Source organism: Allobosea sp. GW822-FHT05A11, from assembly GCF_058800455.1.
In genome coordinates, this window is the sequence record NZ_JBXAMI010000006.1 from 85426 (window position 1) to 100684 (window position 15259).

Here is a 15259-nt window from a genome sequence, read left to right on the forward strand (position 1 = left end):
GAAACTGGCGGGCATCGGCACGCTGCTGCTGGTCTGTGGCGGCGCCGGCGCCTTCATCTATGCGGCCGGCACCGGCGCACGGCGAGCGGCCCAGGCCGGCACGGCCGATATCGCCATCGCGATCACCGACCGGACCTGCCAGCCGGCGACGCTGACCGTTCCCGCCGGCAAGGCCAGCTTCGTCGTGACCAATCGCGGCGAGCGCGTGCTGGAGTGGGAGATCCTCGAGGGCGTCATGGTCGTGGAGGAACGCGAGAATATCGCGCCCGGCCAGTCGCGGCGGCTGACGACACGGCTCGATCCGGGCGAATACGCCATCACCTGCGGATTACTGAGCGCACCGCGCGGCCGCTTGGTCGTGCAGGCTTCGACGACGCAGCCGCATCCGGCCCTGACCTTGATGGACGTGGTCGGGCCGGCCGCCGAATATCGCGCCTTCCTGAGCGAACGTTCGGTCGCGCTCGGCACCGCGCTCGACGCCCTCGAAAAGGCACGGGACGCAGGCGATACGCAGGCTGCGGACAAAGCCCGTCGCGACGCCGCGGCACTGTTGCCCGCCCTCCGGCCCGCGGCGGCGGGCGATGCCGAGCTCGAAACCCTCTTCGGCAAGCTGCAAGCGGCCCTGACGGGCGATGCAACGGCAGCGGATGCCGAGGCCTTCCGCGCCGCGCTCGCCCAGCGCACCGTCCTGCCCGATACGATGCTGGCCGGCGCGATCAACCTCCTGTCGCCCCAGGACAGCGAGACCGGCTCGCCCGAGGATGTCGCCGCCGCGCGCGATATCGCAAAGCTGCTGCTGCCGCTGACGGCACGCGTCGACCCCGAGCTGGCAGGGCGCGTCCGGGCCGACCTCGTGGCCTTGCCCAACGACGCCAAGCCGGGCGGGGCGCTGCGGGCGCTGGCCGAGGATCTCGCGGCCATGCGCAAGGCGCTCGCTTTGCCCGAAGCGGAGCGCAAGTCATGACCAAGCCGACCAATCCCTTCACCCCCTCGCGACGCGCGCTCCTGACCGGCGGCGCAGTCGCCCTCGGTAACGCCTCATTGGCGCAGGCAGCGACCGAACCAGCCCAGAACCCGGCGGCAGCGCCGGAAAGCGGCACGACCGCCCAGCGCCAGCCCTTCCATGGCATCCATCAATCCGGCATCGTCACGCCGCGCCCGGCGACCGGGCTCGTCGCCGCCTTTGACGTCACCGCGACCTCGCTCGACGAGCTCGAACGGCTGTTCCGGCTGCTCAGCGAGCGCATCGCCTTCCTGATGCAGGGCGGAGAAGCCCCGACCGCCGATCCGGGCTTTCCGCCGCCCGACAGCGGCATCCTCGGGCCGGTCATCGCGCCCGACAATCTCACCGTCACCATCGCGCTCGGCGCTTCGCTCTTCGACGAGCGCTTCGGACTCGGGCCGCTCAAGCCGAAGCATCTGCAGCGGATGAAGCGCTTCCGCAACGATGCGCTCGACGGCGCGCTCTGCCATGGTGACCTCTTGCTGCAATTCTGCGCCAACACCGCCGATACCAGTATCCACGCGCTGCGCGACATCCTGAAGAACGCACCGGACCTGCTCCTGCTGCGCTGGAAGCAGGAGGGCACGGTGCCGGTGCTCAAGCCGAAGCAGGGCGAACCGGCCGAGAGCGCACGCAACCTGCTCGGCTTCCGCGACGGCACCGCCAATCCCGACGCCGCCGATGTCGGGCTGATGGATCATCTCGTCTGGGTGCAATCCGGCCCCAGTGAGCCGGACTGGGCCGCAAATGGCAGCTATCAGGTCGTCCGGATCATCCGGAATTTCGTCGAGCGCTGGGACCGCACGCCGCTGGGCGAGCAGGAAGCGATCATGGGCCGCGAGAAGGCGAGCGGCGCGCCCTTCGGCGGCAGACGCGAATATGACGAACCGGTCTATGCCGACGATCCCGAGGGCAAGCGCACCAGGCTCGATGCCCATATCCGGCTCGCCAATCCGCGCCGGCCGGAGACCGAAGGCAGCCGCATGCTGCGCCGGCCTTTCAACTATTCCAACGGCGTCACGCGCGCCGGCCAGCTCGACATGGGGCTGCTCTTCATCTGCTTCCAGCAGGACCTCGAGCGCAGCTTCATCGCCGTGCAGAAGCGGCTCGATGGCGAGCCGCTGGAGGAATACATCAAGCCCGTGGGTGGCGGCTATTTCTTCGCCCTGCCGGGCGTGCCGGATGGCGGGAGCTATCTCGGCGCAGGCCTGATCCGGGCCGCGCGCGGCATCACGCCCGCCTCGACGACCTCTTCCCCCCGCAAGACAGGAGATTGATATGCACTTGCGTCTCGCAGGGCTGGCCGGAGCCAGCCTGATCGCCGCCGTGACCGCCGGAGCGGCGCAGGCCGCCTCGCCTCTCGACCTCGTGGCGCCGGTCGCCGAATACAAGCTCTATGTCTCCAAGGGAGTCGACCAGCTGGTGAAGGACACCAAAACCTTCACCGACGCGGTCAAGGCCGGCGACCTCGCCAAGGCCAAGGCGCTCTATGCGCCGACGCGCGTCTCCTACGAGATGATCGAGCCGGTCGCCGAGCTGTTCAGCGATCTCGACGGCAAGATCGACGCGCGCGCCGACGACCATGAGAAGAAGGAAGAGGACCCGGAATTCACCGGCTTCCACCGCCTCGAATACGGGCTCTTCGCCAAGAACAGCACGGAAGGGCTTGCCTCCTTCGCCGACAAGCTCATCGCCGACGTCACCGAATTGCAGAGCCGCATCAAGGGCCTGACGGTTCCGCCAGACAAGATGGTCGGTGGCGCGGCGGCGCTGATCGAGGAGGTCGCGGCGACCAAGATCTCCGGCGAGGAAGACCGCTACAGCCATACCGATCTCTGGGACTTCCAGGCCAATGTCGACGGCGCCAAGAAGATCGTCGACCTGCTGCGGCCGCTCGTCGTCAAGGAAGACAAGGCGCTGGCCGGCAAGATCGACGCCAATTTCGCGACGGTCGACAAGACGCTGGCCAAGTACAAGCTCAAGGACGGCGGCTTCGAGACCTATGACAAGCTGAGCGAGGCCGACCGCAAGGCGCTGGCCGCGATGATCACGACGCTGGCGGAGGATCTCTCCAGGCTGCGCGGCGTGCTCGGCCTCGGCTGACATCAACCGGTTACGCAAGCGCGCCACTCGACAGGGGGGAGCCGATGCGCCATGGACGGCGCATCGGCGCGTGACGCCCCTCGCAATCCTGTCAACGGACCGCCAGCATGACCGCTTCCTCCGCTCCCGCTTCCCAGGGCCGCATCGCCCTGCTCGGTGCGCCCATCGAGGTCGGCGCCTCGCGCCGCGGCGCCCTGATGGGCCCGGCCGGTCTGCGCACCGCCGGCCTCGTCGGCGTGCTGGAAAGCCTCGGCTACACGGTCAGCGACCATGGCGACATCCTGCCGCGCGACCTGACCACGGTCGACGGCCCGGCCCCGGCCAATGCCCGCTTCTACAACGAGATCGCCGCCTGGATGCGCGCACTCAGCGCCCGCGCCTACGAGCTCGCCCGCTCCGGCGACACGCCGATCTTCCTCGGCGGCGACCACAGCCTGTCGATGGGCTCGGTCAACGGCGTCGCCCGCCACTGGCAGGAGCAGGGCCGCAAGCTCTTCGTGCTCTGGCTCGACGCCCATGCCGATTTCAACATGCCGGCGATCTCTCCTTCCGGGAACATGCACGGCATGTCCTCGGCCTTCCTCTGCGGCGAGGCCGGGCTCGACGACCTGCTGGGCTCCGAGCCGCGCGCCTCGATTTCGCATGAGCAGCTCAGCCTGTTCGGCATCCGCTCGATCGACCCGCTCGAGAAGGCCGCCGTGAAGGCGCGCGGCGTCGACATCGCCGACATGCGCGCCATCGACGAGCATGGCGTGGGCGTGCTGATCCGCAAGGTGATCGAGAAGGTGCGCGCCGCCAACGGCGTCCTGCATGTCTCGTTCGACGTCGATTTCCTCGATCCGCCGCTGGCGCCCGGCGTCGGCACCACCGTACCGGGCGGCGCGACCTATCGCGAAGCGCATCTGGTGATGGAGCTCTTGCACGATTCCGGGCTGGTCCGCTCGATGGATATCGTCGAGCTGAACCCCTTCCTCGACGATCGCGGCCAAACGGCCCGCCTCGCGGTGGAGCTCGCCGGCAGTCTGTTCGGCCAGCAGATCACCGACCGGCAGACGCCGTCGAACGCGATCGGCGCGGCGTAAGTCGCGTTTTCGCGAAAGCCGATCTTCATCCTTGCCTGATAGAGGCGGTTCCATCGGCTTCCAGCCGATGGAACGGAATCGGGCATGAAGATCGCGCTCGTCGGGACGGGGTTCGTCGCCGACTACTACATGACCACGCTGGCGAACCACCCGACGCTCACGCTCGCCGGCGTCTGGGATCGCGACGCCGCGCGGCTCGAAGCCTTCCGCGCCTTCCACAATGTTCCGGCCTATCCGGATCTCGATGCCCTGCTGGCTGACGCCGCAGTGCAGATCGTCGTCAACCTGACGACGCCGGAAAGCCATTACGAGATTACGAGCCGCGCGCTGGCGGCCGGCAAGCATGTCTATTGCGAAAAGCCGCTGGCGATGGAGCTGGCGCAGGCCGAGGCGCTGGTCGCGCAGGCGCAAGGCTTCGGGCTGACGCTCGCCACCGCGCCCGCCAACGGGCTCAGCGATGCCCATCGCCTCGTCGAGGACGCCTTGCGCTCCGGCCGGATCGGCTCAGCCCGGCTGGTCTATGCGGCGATGGAGGACGGCCCGGTCTTCCGCGACAAATGGGCAAGTTGGCGCTCGCGCTCGGGCGCGCCCTGGCCGGGGCTGCACGAGTTCGAGATCGGCTGCACACTGGAACATGCCGGCTACGCGCTGTCCTGGCTGGTGACGCTGTTCGGCCCGGTCGAGAGCCTGACCGCCTTCTCCGCCGTGACCTTCCCCGACAAGGGACCGGGCACCGAACAGATCACGATGGCGCCGGATTTCTCCGTGGGGTGCCTGGTCTTCCGCTCGGGCGTCGTCGCAAGGCTGACCAACGGGCTTGCCGCGCCCCGCGACCGCTCGCTGCAGGTCTTCGCCGAAAAGGGCTCGCTGACGGTGCGCGACCTCTGGGACAACCGCTCGGTCGTCCATGTCGAGGAGACCGGTGCGCCACGACCGCTGCTCGAGCGCATTCTGACGCGGGCCGAAGCCAAGCTCGGGCGTGCGCTGCCGTGGAAGCCGACGCCGGGGCGCAAGCTGACCTACCCGGCCCAGCCGATGAGCAAGGCCCTGCCTGGCTACCCCTCTCAGATCGATTTCATGCGCGGCGTGGCGGATCAGGCCGAGGCGATCGGGCGCGGCGAGGCGCCGCGTTTCTCGGGAGCGCTCGCGCTGCACATCACCGAGCTCGCGCTCGCCCTCAACAATGCCCGCGACCTGGCCCAGCCCTATCGGCCACGCTCGCGCTTCTGAGAGCCGCGGATAGGGCTGGGCCTCTCAGCTCACAGTCCTGAACTGCTCACGCTGCGAGAACAGCGAGGCCGTCCCACCGGTATGGATGATGCAGGCCGGCTCGCCCGGCGGGATCGCGCCATTGGCGACGAGGTCGAGGAAACCGGCACAGGTCTTCGCCGTGTAGACATGCTCGACCAGGATGCCCTCGGTGCGGGCGAAGGCGAGGATCGCCGCTTCCGATTCGAGGGTCGGCACGCCCCAGCCGCCGCCAAGATGAGCCATGTGACAGTGCAGCGGCGCCCGGTCGAACCCACCGACCGGAACCCCGGTTCGCTCAGCGATGCCCTCGTAGATCCGGCGGATCCGCTCCTCCAGCTCCGCCTGCCCGTATTCGACGCTGACGAGATGGACCTGGAAAGGGTGGCCGAGCATGGCATTGCCGAAGATGAAGCCGGCCTCGGTCGGCCCCATCGAGCCCGCCAGGAAGACATGGCGGAGCGGTGCCGATTCGCGCCGCGACTGCTCATGCAGTTCGAAAGCGGCGAGGATATAGCCGAGCGCGCCCAGAACGACATCGCCGACGATATAGGGCGCGCGCCCTTGCCGCCTCAGCTCCGCGGCCGCCGCCTTCATCGCAGCCCCGCGCTCTTCCTCGCCGACCGAGCCGATGAAGCGGGTTTCGGCGCCGAACAGCCGGTTCAGGAAGGAGCGCTCGCGATTCGCAGGGCTGTCCTCGGCATTGTGGATGATCAGGCAATCGAGCCCGGCCATCGCGGCCGCCGCCGCGGTGAGGCGGCAGAGATTCGAGGTCGCCCCGCCCGCGACGAGGACGATGTCGGCGTGCTCGCGCAGCGCGGCGCCGAGCCAGAATTCGAGGCTGCGCAGCTTGTTGCCGCCGAGCCCGATCTCCATCAGGTCATCGCGTTTCATGTAGAGGCGCGGACGACCGAGCTTTCGCTCGAAGCCGGAGAGCCGCTGCAAGGGCGTCGGCGCCTTGACGAGGTCGTAGCGCGGCTCGCGCAGAATGCTCTGCAAACCTGACGTCACGCCGACCGCTTCTTGCGATCGTCCTTGCGCGGATCCGGCTCGGCCGCCGACTTGGACGCCCGCGCGAGCGTCTTGATCGCCAAGGGCGGCTTGCCCGACTTTTCCGAAATGACCTGATCCTGCTCCATGATGGCCGTGCGGGCCGGCTCATCGCCGTCCAGGCCGCCGAGCAACGCGGTCGGAACGCGCCGGTTCGAGGTCCTCGAGCCGTCCTCGTAGACGACATCGAACATGGTGAACTCGGTATCGAGGGCTTTGGATTTCGTGCGCTTGGCCATTCCTGCTTCCTTGTCCGGAGCGTGCAACTCTCACGCTGACGCTCGCACGGCAAGCCGCCGGGATGATTCGCGGCTTCCAGCGGAGCAAAGGCACGCGCCAGCGTGTCGATGAGGCGAGAGGGAGGGAGCGCTTGGCCGATTCCGCCGCTCGGGCTCGGCCGATCCGCGATATGCGGCAGAGCTTGGACGAATCAGGCCAGGCGCGGCGATGATCTTCCATCACGCTTTCAGCCGGCCCCGGACTGTTCGCAATTTGGGGAGCGCCGAAGCGTCGATCCGCAACGAACCAAGGTAGCCGTTCGCGGAGGAAAGAGATTTGGTGGAGCCAGGCGGAATCGAACCGCCGACCTCTTGAATGCCATTCAAGCGCTCTCCCAACTGAGCTATGGCCCCACTCGCGATGATCGGCTTGGGGACCGATCACCAACCGGATTTTGGTACCGCCTCGGCGGTTCCGTCCGAGCCGCCCGGCGGCGACGAAGCGCTCTATAGGCGGCTCGGGCGGAAGACACAAGCGCCTAATGTCGCTTTGTCGTCATCTTTTTCAGAGGCTGAGGATCAGTTGTCCTCGTCGCCCTCGATGTCGCCATCGATCAGGTCGGCGACGTCGTCGTCGCCTTCCTCATCTTCCTCGAGGAAGGTGTTGTCGTCCTCGTCGTCGCCGACGTCCTCGACCTCGATATCGTCCTCGCTGGTGACGACGGCTTCCTTCTCCGACGCCTCGGCATCGGCCTCGTCGAGCGAAACGATCTCGACGGCGCTGTCGGCGGACTCGGTCTCGTCCTCCTCGTCGGGCTCCGGCTTCGGCGCCGGCGCGGCCTTGGCCTGCGGCTCGAAGATCGCCCGCGGATAAGCCTGCCCTGTATAGGGCGAGACGATCGGGTCCTTGTTCAGGTCGTAGAATTTGCGCCCCGTGACCGGGCAAACGCGCTTCGTTCCGAGTTCCGGTTTCGCCACTGCGTCGGACCTTCAACTATCATGTTCTGAAAAGCAGGCGCGTCCGTTAGTCGGGGCGAGCGATGCTGTCAAATACTGATTTGCAGGGAGCGTCAAACCCGGAGCTCGAAGCGACGGTTTCGCGCACCGCGCCGCGCGCGTCTTGGCGCGCCGCGCGCGACCATGCTACGGCCTTGCGCGCATTCCTTTTCGGCCCGCTTGCAGAGACCGCGCCCCGTGTCCCACGACCATGAACCCGTCCCCGTCACCGCCCGCGCAGGCGGCCCCCTCAAGGGCCGCGTCCGCGTGCCCGGCGACAAGTCGATCTCGCACCGGGCGATGATCTTCGGCCTGCTGGCGATCGGCGAGACCAAGGTCACCGGCCTGCTCGAAGGCGAGGACGTGATGCGCACCGCCGCCGCGGCCCGCGCGCTCGGCGCCATCGTCCATCATGACGGTCCGGGCGCCTGGCGCGTGCAGGGCGTCGGCGTCGGCGGCTTGCGCGAACCGGCCGGCATGCTCGATTTCGGCAATGCCGGCACCGGATCGCGCCTGATGATGGGCGTCTGCGGCTCGCATCCGATCACCACGACCTTCGATGGCGACGCCTCGCTGCGCAAGCGGCCGATGCGGCGCATTCTCGATCCGCTCGAACAGATGGGCACCGTCGTCGTCTCGCAGCAGGAAGGCGGGCGCGTGCCGCTGACCCTGCGCGGTCCGAAGGAGGCGATCCCGATCACCTATCGCCCGCCGGTCGCCTCGGCGCAGATCAAGTCGGCCGTACTTTTGGCCGCGCTGGCAGCGCCCGGCGAGACCACGGTGATCGAGGCGGAAGCCACCCGCGACCACACCGAGAAGATGCTGGCGCATTTCGGCGCCGAGATCACGGTGACGCCTGAGGGCGAACATGGAAGGCGCATCGTGCTGAAGGGCCAGCCTGAGCTGAAGGCGGCGCCGATCGTCGTGCCGGCGGACCCGTCCTCGGCCGCCTTCCCGCTGGTGGCGGGGCTGATCGTGCCGGGCTCGGACATCCTGATCGAGAGCGTGATGACCAATCCGCTGCGCTCCGGCCTGCTGACCACGCTGCGCGAGATGGGCGCCGACATCACCGTCGAGCGCGAGGCCAACGAGGGCGGCGAGACGGTCTGCGACCTGCGCGTGCGCGCCTCCGGCCTGAAGGGCGTGACGGTGCCCCCCGAGCGCGCACCGGCGATGATCGACGAATATCCGGTGCTGGCGGTGGCCGCCTCTTTCGCCACGGGCACGACGCGGATGCGCGGCCTGCAGGAACTGCGCGTCAAGGAATCCGACCGCCTCGCCGCGGTCGAAGCCGGACTGAAGGCCGCCGGAGTGACCTGCCGGATCGAGGGCGACGACCTGGTCGTCGAAGGCTCGGGTGGCGGACCGGTGCGTGGTGGCGGGCCGATCGCGACCCATCTCGACCACCGCATCGCGATGAGCTTCCTCATCCTCGGGCTGGCGACAGAGCAGCCGGTCGTGGTCGACGACGGCGCCATGATCGCCACGAGCTTCCCGAGCTTCATCCCGCTGATGAACGGCCTCGGAGGCCAGATCGGATGAGCGCGGCGGCGCGGCCCGGCCGCCTCGTCATTGCCGTCGACGGCCCGGCCGCGTCCGGCAAGGGCACGCTCGCCCGCCGGCTGGCAGCGCATTACGGGCTGCCCTATCTCGATACCGGCCTGCTCTACCGGATGGTCGCGCGCGCCATGCTCGATGCCGGCCACGACATCCACGACGCCGTCGCAGCCGAGCAGGTCGTCAATAGCTTCGACGAGACCGCCTTCCCCGAGGAGCGGCTGCGCGGCCGCGAGATCGGCGAGGCGGCCTCCGTGGTCGCGGCGATGCCGGCCGTACGCGCCGGCCTGCTCACCCGGCAACGGCGCTTCGCGGCGCAACCCGGAGGGGCCGTGCTGGACGGGCGCGACATCGGCACGGTGATCTGCCCTGAGGCGCCGGCCAAGCTCTTCGTCACCGCGACGCCGGAGGTGCGCGCCGCGCGCCGGCACAAGGAACTGGTCGGGCGCGGCGAGGCCGTCACCCTCGACGGCATCCTCGTCGATATCCGCAGGCGCGATGCCCGCGATTCCGGCCGCAGCGATGCCCCGCTGAAGGCGGCCGAGGATGCGATCGTGCTCGATACCTCGGCGCTGACCGTCGAGGAGGCGGCCTCCGCTGCGATCGGCATCGTCGAAGGCCGCCGCGCCGCCTGAGAGCGCCGCTCGCGAATTTGCTATCGAAACAGGCGCCGTCAGCCGGATTTTCCGGCTTGGCGAGCGTCCCGGCCAAGCGCACACTTCCCTTCGCGAATAGGCGACGGAGGTGGCGATGCGGCGCTGGCTGTACGGTCTCTCATGTCTGGCAGCGGCGGCGCTCTGGCAGCCCGCCCTGCCACGAGCGCAGATGGCGGCGCCACCGCCCGAGGAGGTCGACGTCGCGCTCGTGCTGGCGGTCGACGTTTCCTATTCGATGGATCTGGACGAGCTCGCTTTGCAGCGCAACGGCTATATCGAGGCCTTCCGCTCCAAGCAGCTTCACGACGCGATCGACAAGGGCGCGATCGGCAAGATCGCCGTGACCTATTTCGAATGGGCCGGCGGCGGTTTCCAGTACGTCGTCCGGCCGTGGAAGGTGATCGACGGCCCGGCCGCGGCGATGGCCTTCGCCGAAGAGCTCGGCGAGGCGCCGACACGACGCGGCCGGCGCACATCAATCTCGGGCGCGATCGATCTCGGCGTGCAATTGCTGGAGCAGTCGAACGTGACAGCGATGCGGCGCGTGATCGACATCTCCGGCGACGGCGCCAACAATGACGGGCGCCCGGTCACCACGGCGCGCGACGAGGCCGGTGCCAAGGGCATCGCCATCAACGGCCTGCCGGTGATGCTGAAACAGGCAGGCTATTTCGACATCGACAATCTCGACACCTACTACACCGACTGCGTCATCACGGGGATCGGCGCCTTCGTCATTCCAATCCGCGAGAAGAGCCAATTCGTCGAGGCGACGAAGACAAAGCTGCTGCGCGAGATCGCCGAGGCGCCGGCCGATGCGACGGTCCAGAAGGCGCAGTCCGGCAATATCGCGACCTGCCTTGCCGGCGAGCGGCAATGGCGCGACCGGATGGGGAACTAGATTTACGTCCCCCTCGGCTTCGCCCGCGTCGTCGGTAGCGCGGCGGCGGGGTCGTCCGGCCAGAGATGGCGGGGATAGCGGCCCTTCATCTCCGATTTCACCGCAGCCCAGGAGCCGCGCCAGAAGCCGGGCAAATCGCGGGTGACCTGGATCGGGCGGTGTGCCGGTGAGAGCAATTCCAGCACCAGCGGCACGCGCCCGCCGGCCAAAGCCGGATGGATCGCGACGCCGTAGAGTTCCTGCACGCGCACCGAGATTGTCGGGCCGGCCTCGGCGGCATAGTCGACCGCGAACGAGGAGCCGGTCGGCGCGGTGAAATGCGTCGGCGCCTCCTGATCGAGCCGGCGCTTCAACTCCCAGGGCAGGAGGCCCGCCAGCGCCGAATCGAGATCGGAAGGCTGGATCGAAGCGAGCGAGGCGCGGCCGACGAGATGCGGCGCCAGCCAGAGTTCCGGCTCCTCGGCCAGGCCCTCGTCGGAAAGGTCGGGCCAGCCGGCCTCCGGTTCGGCCTTGCGCAGGAAGGCGGCGCGCTCGCGCAATTGGTTCTGCCCCTTGGTCCAGGGCAGGAGGTTGATGCCGAGCGAGGCGATGCCCTTGGCCAACGCTTCGGCATTCTCGGGCGTATCCGCAACCGAAAGCGGCCGTTCCGACAGCGAAAGCGCTCCATAGCGGCGCACAGCCCGGACACGCAGGGCGCGCGCCGTGCGATCGAAGCTCGCCTCCTCACGCTCCGCGATGGCGAAGGGCGCGAGGCCATGGGAGACGAGCGTCGCGATCTCCGCTTCGCTGATCGCGGCGGCGGCCATGATGCGGGCCTGTTGGGCTGCGCCGGTCATCTCGGCCACGACGATGTAGGGCTCGCGCGCCAGACGCTGCGAGGCTTCCAGCGCGCCGCCGCGGCCATTGGCGAGGAGATATTGGCCGGAGCCGGGCGTGCGCGCCTTGGCGACGCGATCCGGATAGGCGAAGGCAAGCAGGAGACCGGGTGAGAGGGTTTCGCCGCCCGAAGCCCGAGCCTTGCCGAGGCTGCTCGCGGCGGTACGTGCCCAGCCTTCGGCGAGGCGGCGCATATCGCCAGCCCGACCGCCGCGCTCGCGATTGAAGCGCTCCAACCGCTCGCCGAGATCGATGGCATCACCGCCGAGGCCGCGTTCGACCAGCACGGCAGCAAGATCGGCGGCGGCATCCGCCTGTCCGAAGCGCGCGGCCGCCACGACCATGCGGGCAAGCCGCGGCGGCAGGGGTAGTGCCTGCAGGGCGCGTCCATCAGGCGTGATACGGCCATCGGCATCGAGCGCGCCGATATTGCTGAGCAGGGCGCGCGCCTCCTTGAGCGCAGGCGCGGGCGGCGGGTCGAGGAAGGCGAGGCTCAATGGATCGCCCACACCCCATGCGGCGCAGTCGAGCAGCAGCGGGCTGAGGTCGGCGGAGAGGATTTCGGGTCGGGCGAAGGCTTCGAGCGCGCCGGTTGCGGCCTCCTCCCAGAGCCGGTAGCACACGCCCGGTTCGGTGCGGCCGGCGCGGCCCCGGCGCTGATCGGCGGCTGCCCGGCTGACGCGGCGGGTCTCCAATCGGGTCACGCCGATATCGGGCTCGTAGACCGGGACGCGGGCGAGGCCGGAATCGATCACGACGCGCACGCCCTCGATCGTCAGCGAGGTCTCGGCGATGGCGGTCGCGAGCACGATCTTGCGCCTGCCGGCGGGCGCCGGCAGTACAGCACGGTCCTGCTCACGCTGGTCGAGCGCGCCATAGAGCGGCGCGATCTCGACGGCCGGATCGCGCAATCTTTCGCGCAGGCGTTCCTCGACGCGGCGGATCTCGCCCTGGCCGGGCAGGAAGACGAGCTGCGAGCCGGGCTGTTCGTTGAGCGCGAGCAGGACCGTCTCCGTGACCTGATCCTCGATGCGCTTCAGCGGGTCGCGGCTGCGATAGCGCGTCTCGATGGGATAGGCGCGGCCCTCGCTTTCGATCACCGGGGCATCGCCGAGCAATTTCGCGACACGGGCGCCGTCGAGGGTCGCGGACATCACGAGGATGCGCAGGTCCTCGCGCAGGCCGCCCTGCGCGTCGAGCGCCAGCGCGAGGCCGAAATCGGCATCGAGCGAGCGCTCGTGGAATTCGTCGAACAGCACGGCGGCGACGCCGTCCAGCGCGGGATCGTCGAGGATCATCCGGGCGAAGACGCCCTCGGTGACGACCTCGATGCGCGTCTTCGGACCGATCTTCGAGCCGAGGCGGACGCGTAAGCCCACGGTGTCGCCGACGCGCTCGCCCAGCGTCTGCGCCATCCGGTTGGCCGCGCCGCGTGCCGCCAGCCTTCGCGGTTCGAGCACGATCAGCTTGCCGCCTTGCGTCCAGGGCTCGTCGAGCAGGGCGAGCGGCACGCGCGTGGTCTTGCCGGCGCCGGGCGGGGCGACCAGCACGGCATTCGGCCTCGCGCGCAGGGAAGCGGCGAGATCGCCGAGGACGGCATCGATCGGGAGGGGCGTGTCGAAGGCGCGCATACCAGGCCGATGTGGCGCAGGCGCGTGCCGCACGCAAGCCACTCGCCAGCCGGCGCTCATCATGCTAACCGCTGCGGCATGACTGAGACCGGCCAGACCCGCATCCAGAATCGTTTCCAGGCCTGCGCCCGCGAGGGCCGGGCGGCGCTCGTGACCTTCGTCACCGCCGGCGACCCGGATTTCGAGACCTCCAGCGCGATCCTCGCGGCCCTGCCCGGAGCCGGCGCCGACGTGATCGAGCTCGGCGTGCCCTTCACCGATCCGATGGCGGACGGCGTTCCCGTCCAGCTCGCCGGCCAGCGCGCGCTCAAGGCCGGCCAGACGCTGCGCAAGACGCTCGCCATGGTCGAGAGCTTCCGCAAGGCCGGCCATGACACGCCGATCGTGCTGATGGGCTATTACAATCCGATCTACGCCTATGGCGTCGAAGCCTTCCTGACCGATGCCCGCCGCGTCGGCATCGACGGGCTCATCGTCGTCGACCTGCCGCCGGAAGAGGACGAGGAGCTCTGCCTGCCGGCGCTCAAGGCCGGCGTCTCCTTCATCCGGCTGGCGACGCCGACGACGGACGACAAGCGCCTGCCCAAGGTGCTGCAGAACACCTCCGGCTTCGTCTATTACGTCTCGGTCACCGGTGTGACCGGCGGCGCCATCGCCGATTACGGTGCGGTCGGCGATGCGGTTACTCGGATCAAGCGCCATACCGACCTGCCGGTGGCCGTCGGCTTCGGCGTCAAGACTGCCGAGGATGCGGCCACCATCGCCAAGCGGGCGGACGGCGTCGTCGTCGGCTCGGCGCTGGTCGAGCGCGTCCGCCTTTCGCTCGACAGCGAAGGTAAAGCCACGGAAAAGACGGTTTCGGCTGTCACCTCGCTGGTCAGCGAACTCGCCCAGGGCATCCGCTCCGCCGCCAAGGCGGCCTGAGCCCGGTTTCATGCGACGGTCGCGCCGCTTGCCCATCGGCCGGCGCGACCTATTTCAGGCCTGACGGCGCGCAAGTGCTGAAAGCCCATCAGGGATTCATCCGATGAACTGGATTTCCGAAGTCGTCCGGCCGCGCATCAAGACGCTGTTCAAGCGCGAGAGCCCCGAGAACCTCTGGATCAAGTGCCCCGATTCCGGGCAGATGGTGTTCCATAGGGATGTCGAGGCCAATGGCTATGTCATCCCCGGCTCCGAGCACCATATGCGCGTCACCGCGCCGGAGCGTTTGCGCCTGACCTTCGACGACGGCAAATGGCTCGACGTCGCGCTGCCGGAGGTCGCGGTCGACCCGCTGAAGTTCCGCGACGAGAAGCGCTATGTCGACCGCTTGAAGGATGCCCGCGCCAAGACCGGCGCGCAGGATGCCTTCAAGATCGGCTATGGCCGGGTCAAGGGCCTGCCGATGACGCTGGCCGTGCAGGATTTCCACTTCATGGGCGGCTCGCTCGGCATGGCCGCGGGCGAGGCCTTCGTGAAGGGCGCCGAGACCGCGCTCGACAAGAAGACGCCCTATGTCGTCTTCGCGGCGTCGGGCGGCGCCCGCATGCAGGAAGGCATCCTCTCGCTGATGCAGTTGCCGCGCACGACGGTCGCGGTCAGGCGCCTGCGGGCGGCGGGCCTGCCCTATTTCGTGGTGCTGACCAACCCGACGACCGGCGGCGTCACCGCCTCCTACGCCATGCTCGGCGACATCCACATCGCCGAGCCCGGCGCGCTGATCGGCTTCGCCGGCCCGCGCGTGATCGAGCAGACCATCCGCGAGAAGCTGCCGGAAGGCTTCCAGCGCTCCGAGTACCTCAAGGATCACGGCATGGTCGACATGGTGGTGCATCGCCGCGACCTGCCGGAGACGCTCGCCCGGCTCGGCCGCCTGCTGACGAAGCAGCCGGCCGCGAAGGAAGAGGCTGCGCCCGCGCGCCCGGTGGCCGAGGCGGTCTGAGGCGGTTCGAGTTA

Annotated in this window: 14 protein-coding genes and 1 tRNA gene; 10 read left to right on the forward strand and 5 right to left on the reverse strand. The window is 68.9% G+C overall.

The features are described 5' to 3' along the window. Positions 1-55 precede the first annotated feature (55 nt). The 5 genes from AC1RLU_RS20075 (at position 56) to AC1RLU_RS20095 (ending at position 5418) form a co-directional block, all read left to right on the forward strand. Positions 56-964 carry a cupredoxin domain-containing protein gene (locus tag AC1RLU_RS20075; RefSeq protein WP_492798215.1) on the forward strand — a complete coding sequence of 303 codons (909 nt, stop codon included), beginning with the start codon at positions 56-58 and terminating at the stop codon, positions 962-964. Further along, positions 961-2280, forward strand: coding sequence for an iron uptake transporter deferrochelatase/peroxidase subunit (gene efeB / locus AC1RLU_RS20080; RefSeq protein WP_492797771.1), 1320 nt, complete (start codon positions 961-963; stop codon positions 2278-2280). Before AC1RLU_RS20075 ends, efeB begins: the two co-directional genes overlap by 4 nt. Position 2281: 1 nt before the next feature. Next, entirely contained in the window at positions 2282-3106 is an 825-nt protein-coding gene (efeO, locus tag AC1RLU_RS20085; protein WP_492797772.1) for an iron uptake system protein EfeO, read from the forward strand. A 107-nt stretch (positions 3107-3213) separates the two neighbouring features. Beyond that, positions 3214-4188 (forward strand): arginase, encoded by a 975-nt coding sequence (gene rocF, locus AC1RLU_RS20090; protein ID WP_492797774.1) that lies wholly within the window; start codon positions 3214-3216, stop codon positions 4186-4188. Between the two features lie 84 nt (positions 4189-4272). Continuing rightward, positions 4273-5418, forward strand: a complete 1146-nt coding sequence (locus AC1RLU_RS20095; RefSeq protein WP_492797775.1) for a Gfo/Idh/MocA family protein — start codon at positions 4273-4275, stop codon at positions 5416-5418. Positions 5419-5442: 24 nt separating this feature from the next. Here the strand turns inward: AC1RLU_RS20095 and AC1RLU_RS20100 are convergent, their stop codons facing one another. The 4 genes from AC1RLU_RS20100 to AC1RLU_RS20115 form a co-directional block, all read right to left on the reverse strand. Beyond that, the gene (locus AC1RLU_RS20100) at positions 5443-6447 is read right to left on the reverse strand and encodes a pyridoxal-phosphate dependent enzyme (RefSeq protein WP_492797777.1); all 1005 of its coding nucleotides are present in this window, start codon (positions 6445-6447) and stop codon (positions 5443-5445) included. Beyond that, positions 6444-6725: a hypothetical protein gene (locus AC1RLU_RS20105; RefSeq protein WP_061971738.1), complete on the reverse strand. Its 282-nt coding sequence runs from the start codon at positions 6723-6725 to the stop codon at positions 6444-6446. The genes AC1RLU_RS20100 and AC1RLU_RS20105 overlap by 4 nt, the downstream gene beginning before the upstream one ends. Before the next feature lie 317 nt (positions 6726-7042). After that, a tRNA-Ala gene (locus AC1RLU_RS20110) sits at positions 7043-7118 on the reverse strand. Positions 7119-7283: 165 nt separating this feature from the next. After that, positions 7284-7682, reverse strand: coding sequence for a TIGR02300 family protein (locus tag AC1RLU_RS20115; protein WP_061971736.1), 399 nt, complete (start codon positions 7680-7682; stop codon positions 7284-7286). Positions 7683-7898: 216 nt separating this feature from the next. Here AC1RLU_RS20115 and aroA point away from each other — a divergent pair, with 216 nt between their 5' ends. The 3 genes from aroA (at position 7899) to AC1RLU_RS20130 (ending at position 10814) form a co-directional block, all read left to right on the forward strand. Beyond that, positions 7899-9242, forward strand: coding sequence for a 3-phosphoshikimate 1-carboxyvinyltransferase (gene aroA / locus AC1RLU_RS20120; RefSeq protein ID WP_492797779.1), 1344 nt, complete (start codon positions 7899-7901; stop codon positions 9240-9242). Further along, positions 9239-9892, forward strand: coding sequence for a (d)CMP kinase (gene cmk / locus AC1RLU_RS20125; RefSeq protein ID WP_492797781.1), 654 nt, complete (start codon positions 9239-9241; stop codon positions 9890-9892). The genes aroA and cmk overlap by 4 nt, the downstream gene beginning before the upstream one ends. Before the next feature lie 115 nt (positions 9893-10007). Further along, a complete protein-coding gene (locus tag AC1RLU_RS20130) occupies positions 10008-10814 on the forward strand; it encodes a DUF1194 domain-containing protein (protein WP_492797783.1) in 807 nt (268 codons plus the stop codon). 2 nt (positions 10815-10816) lie between these two features. Here the strand turns inward: AC1RLU_RS20130 and hrpB are convergent, their stop codons facing one another. After that, positions 10817-13321, reverse strand: a complete 2505-nt coding sequence (gene hrpB / locus AC1RLU_RS20135; RefSeq protein WP_492797785.1) for an ATP-dependent helicase HrpB — start codon at positions 13319-13321, stop codon at positions 10817-10819. Positions 13322-13399: 78 nt separating this feature from the next. Here hrpB and trpA point away from each other — a divergent pair, with 78 nt between their 5' ends. Both trpA and accD read left to right on the forward strand, forming a co-directional pair. Then, positions 13400-14245, forward strand: coding sequence for a tryptophan synthase subunit alpha (gene trpA / locus AC1RLU_RS20140; RefSeq protein ID WP_492797787.1), 846 nt, complete (start codon positions 13400-13402; stop codon positions 14243-14245). Between the two features lie 103 nt (positions 14246-14348). Continuing rightward, complete coding sequence (accD, locus tag AC1RLU_RS20145) at positions 14349-15245, forward strand: acetyl-CoA carboxylase, carboxyltransferase subunit beta (RefSeq protein ID WP_091857255.1); 897 nt, start codon at positions 14349-14351, stop codon at positions 15243-15245. The last annotated feature ends 14 nt before the right edge of the window (positions 15246-15259 follow it).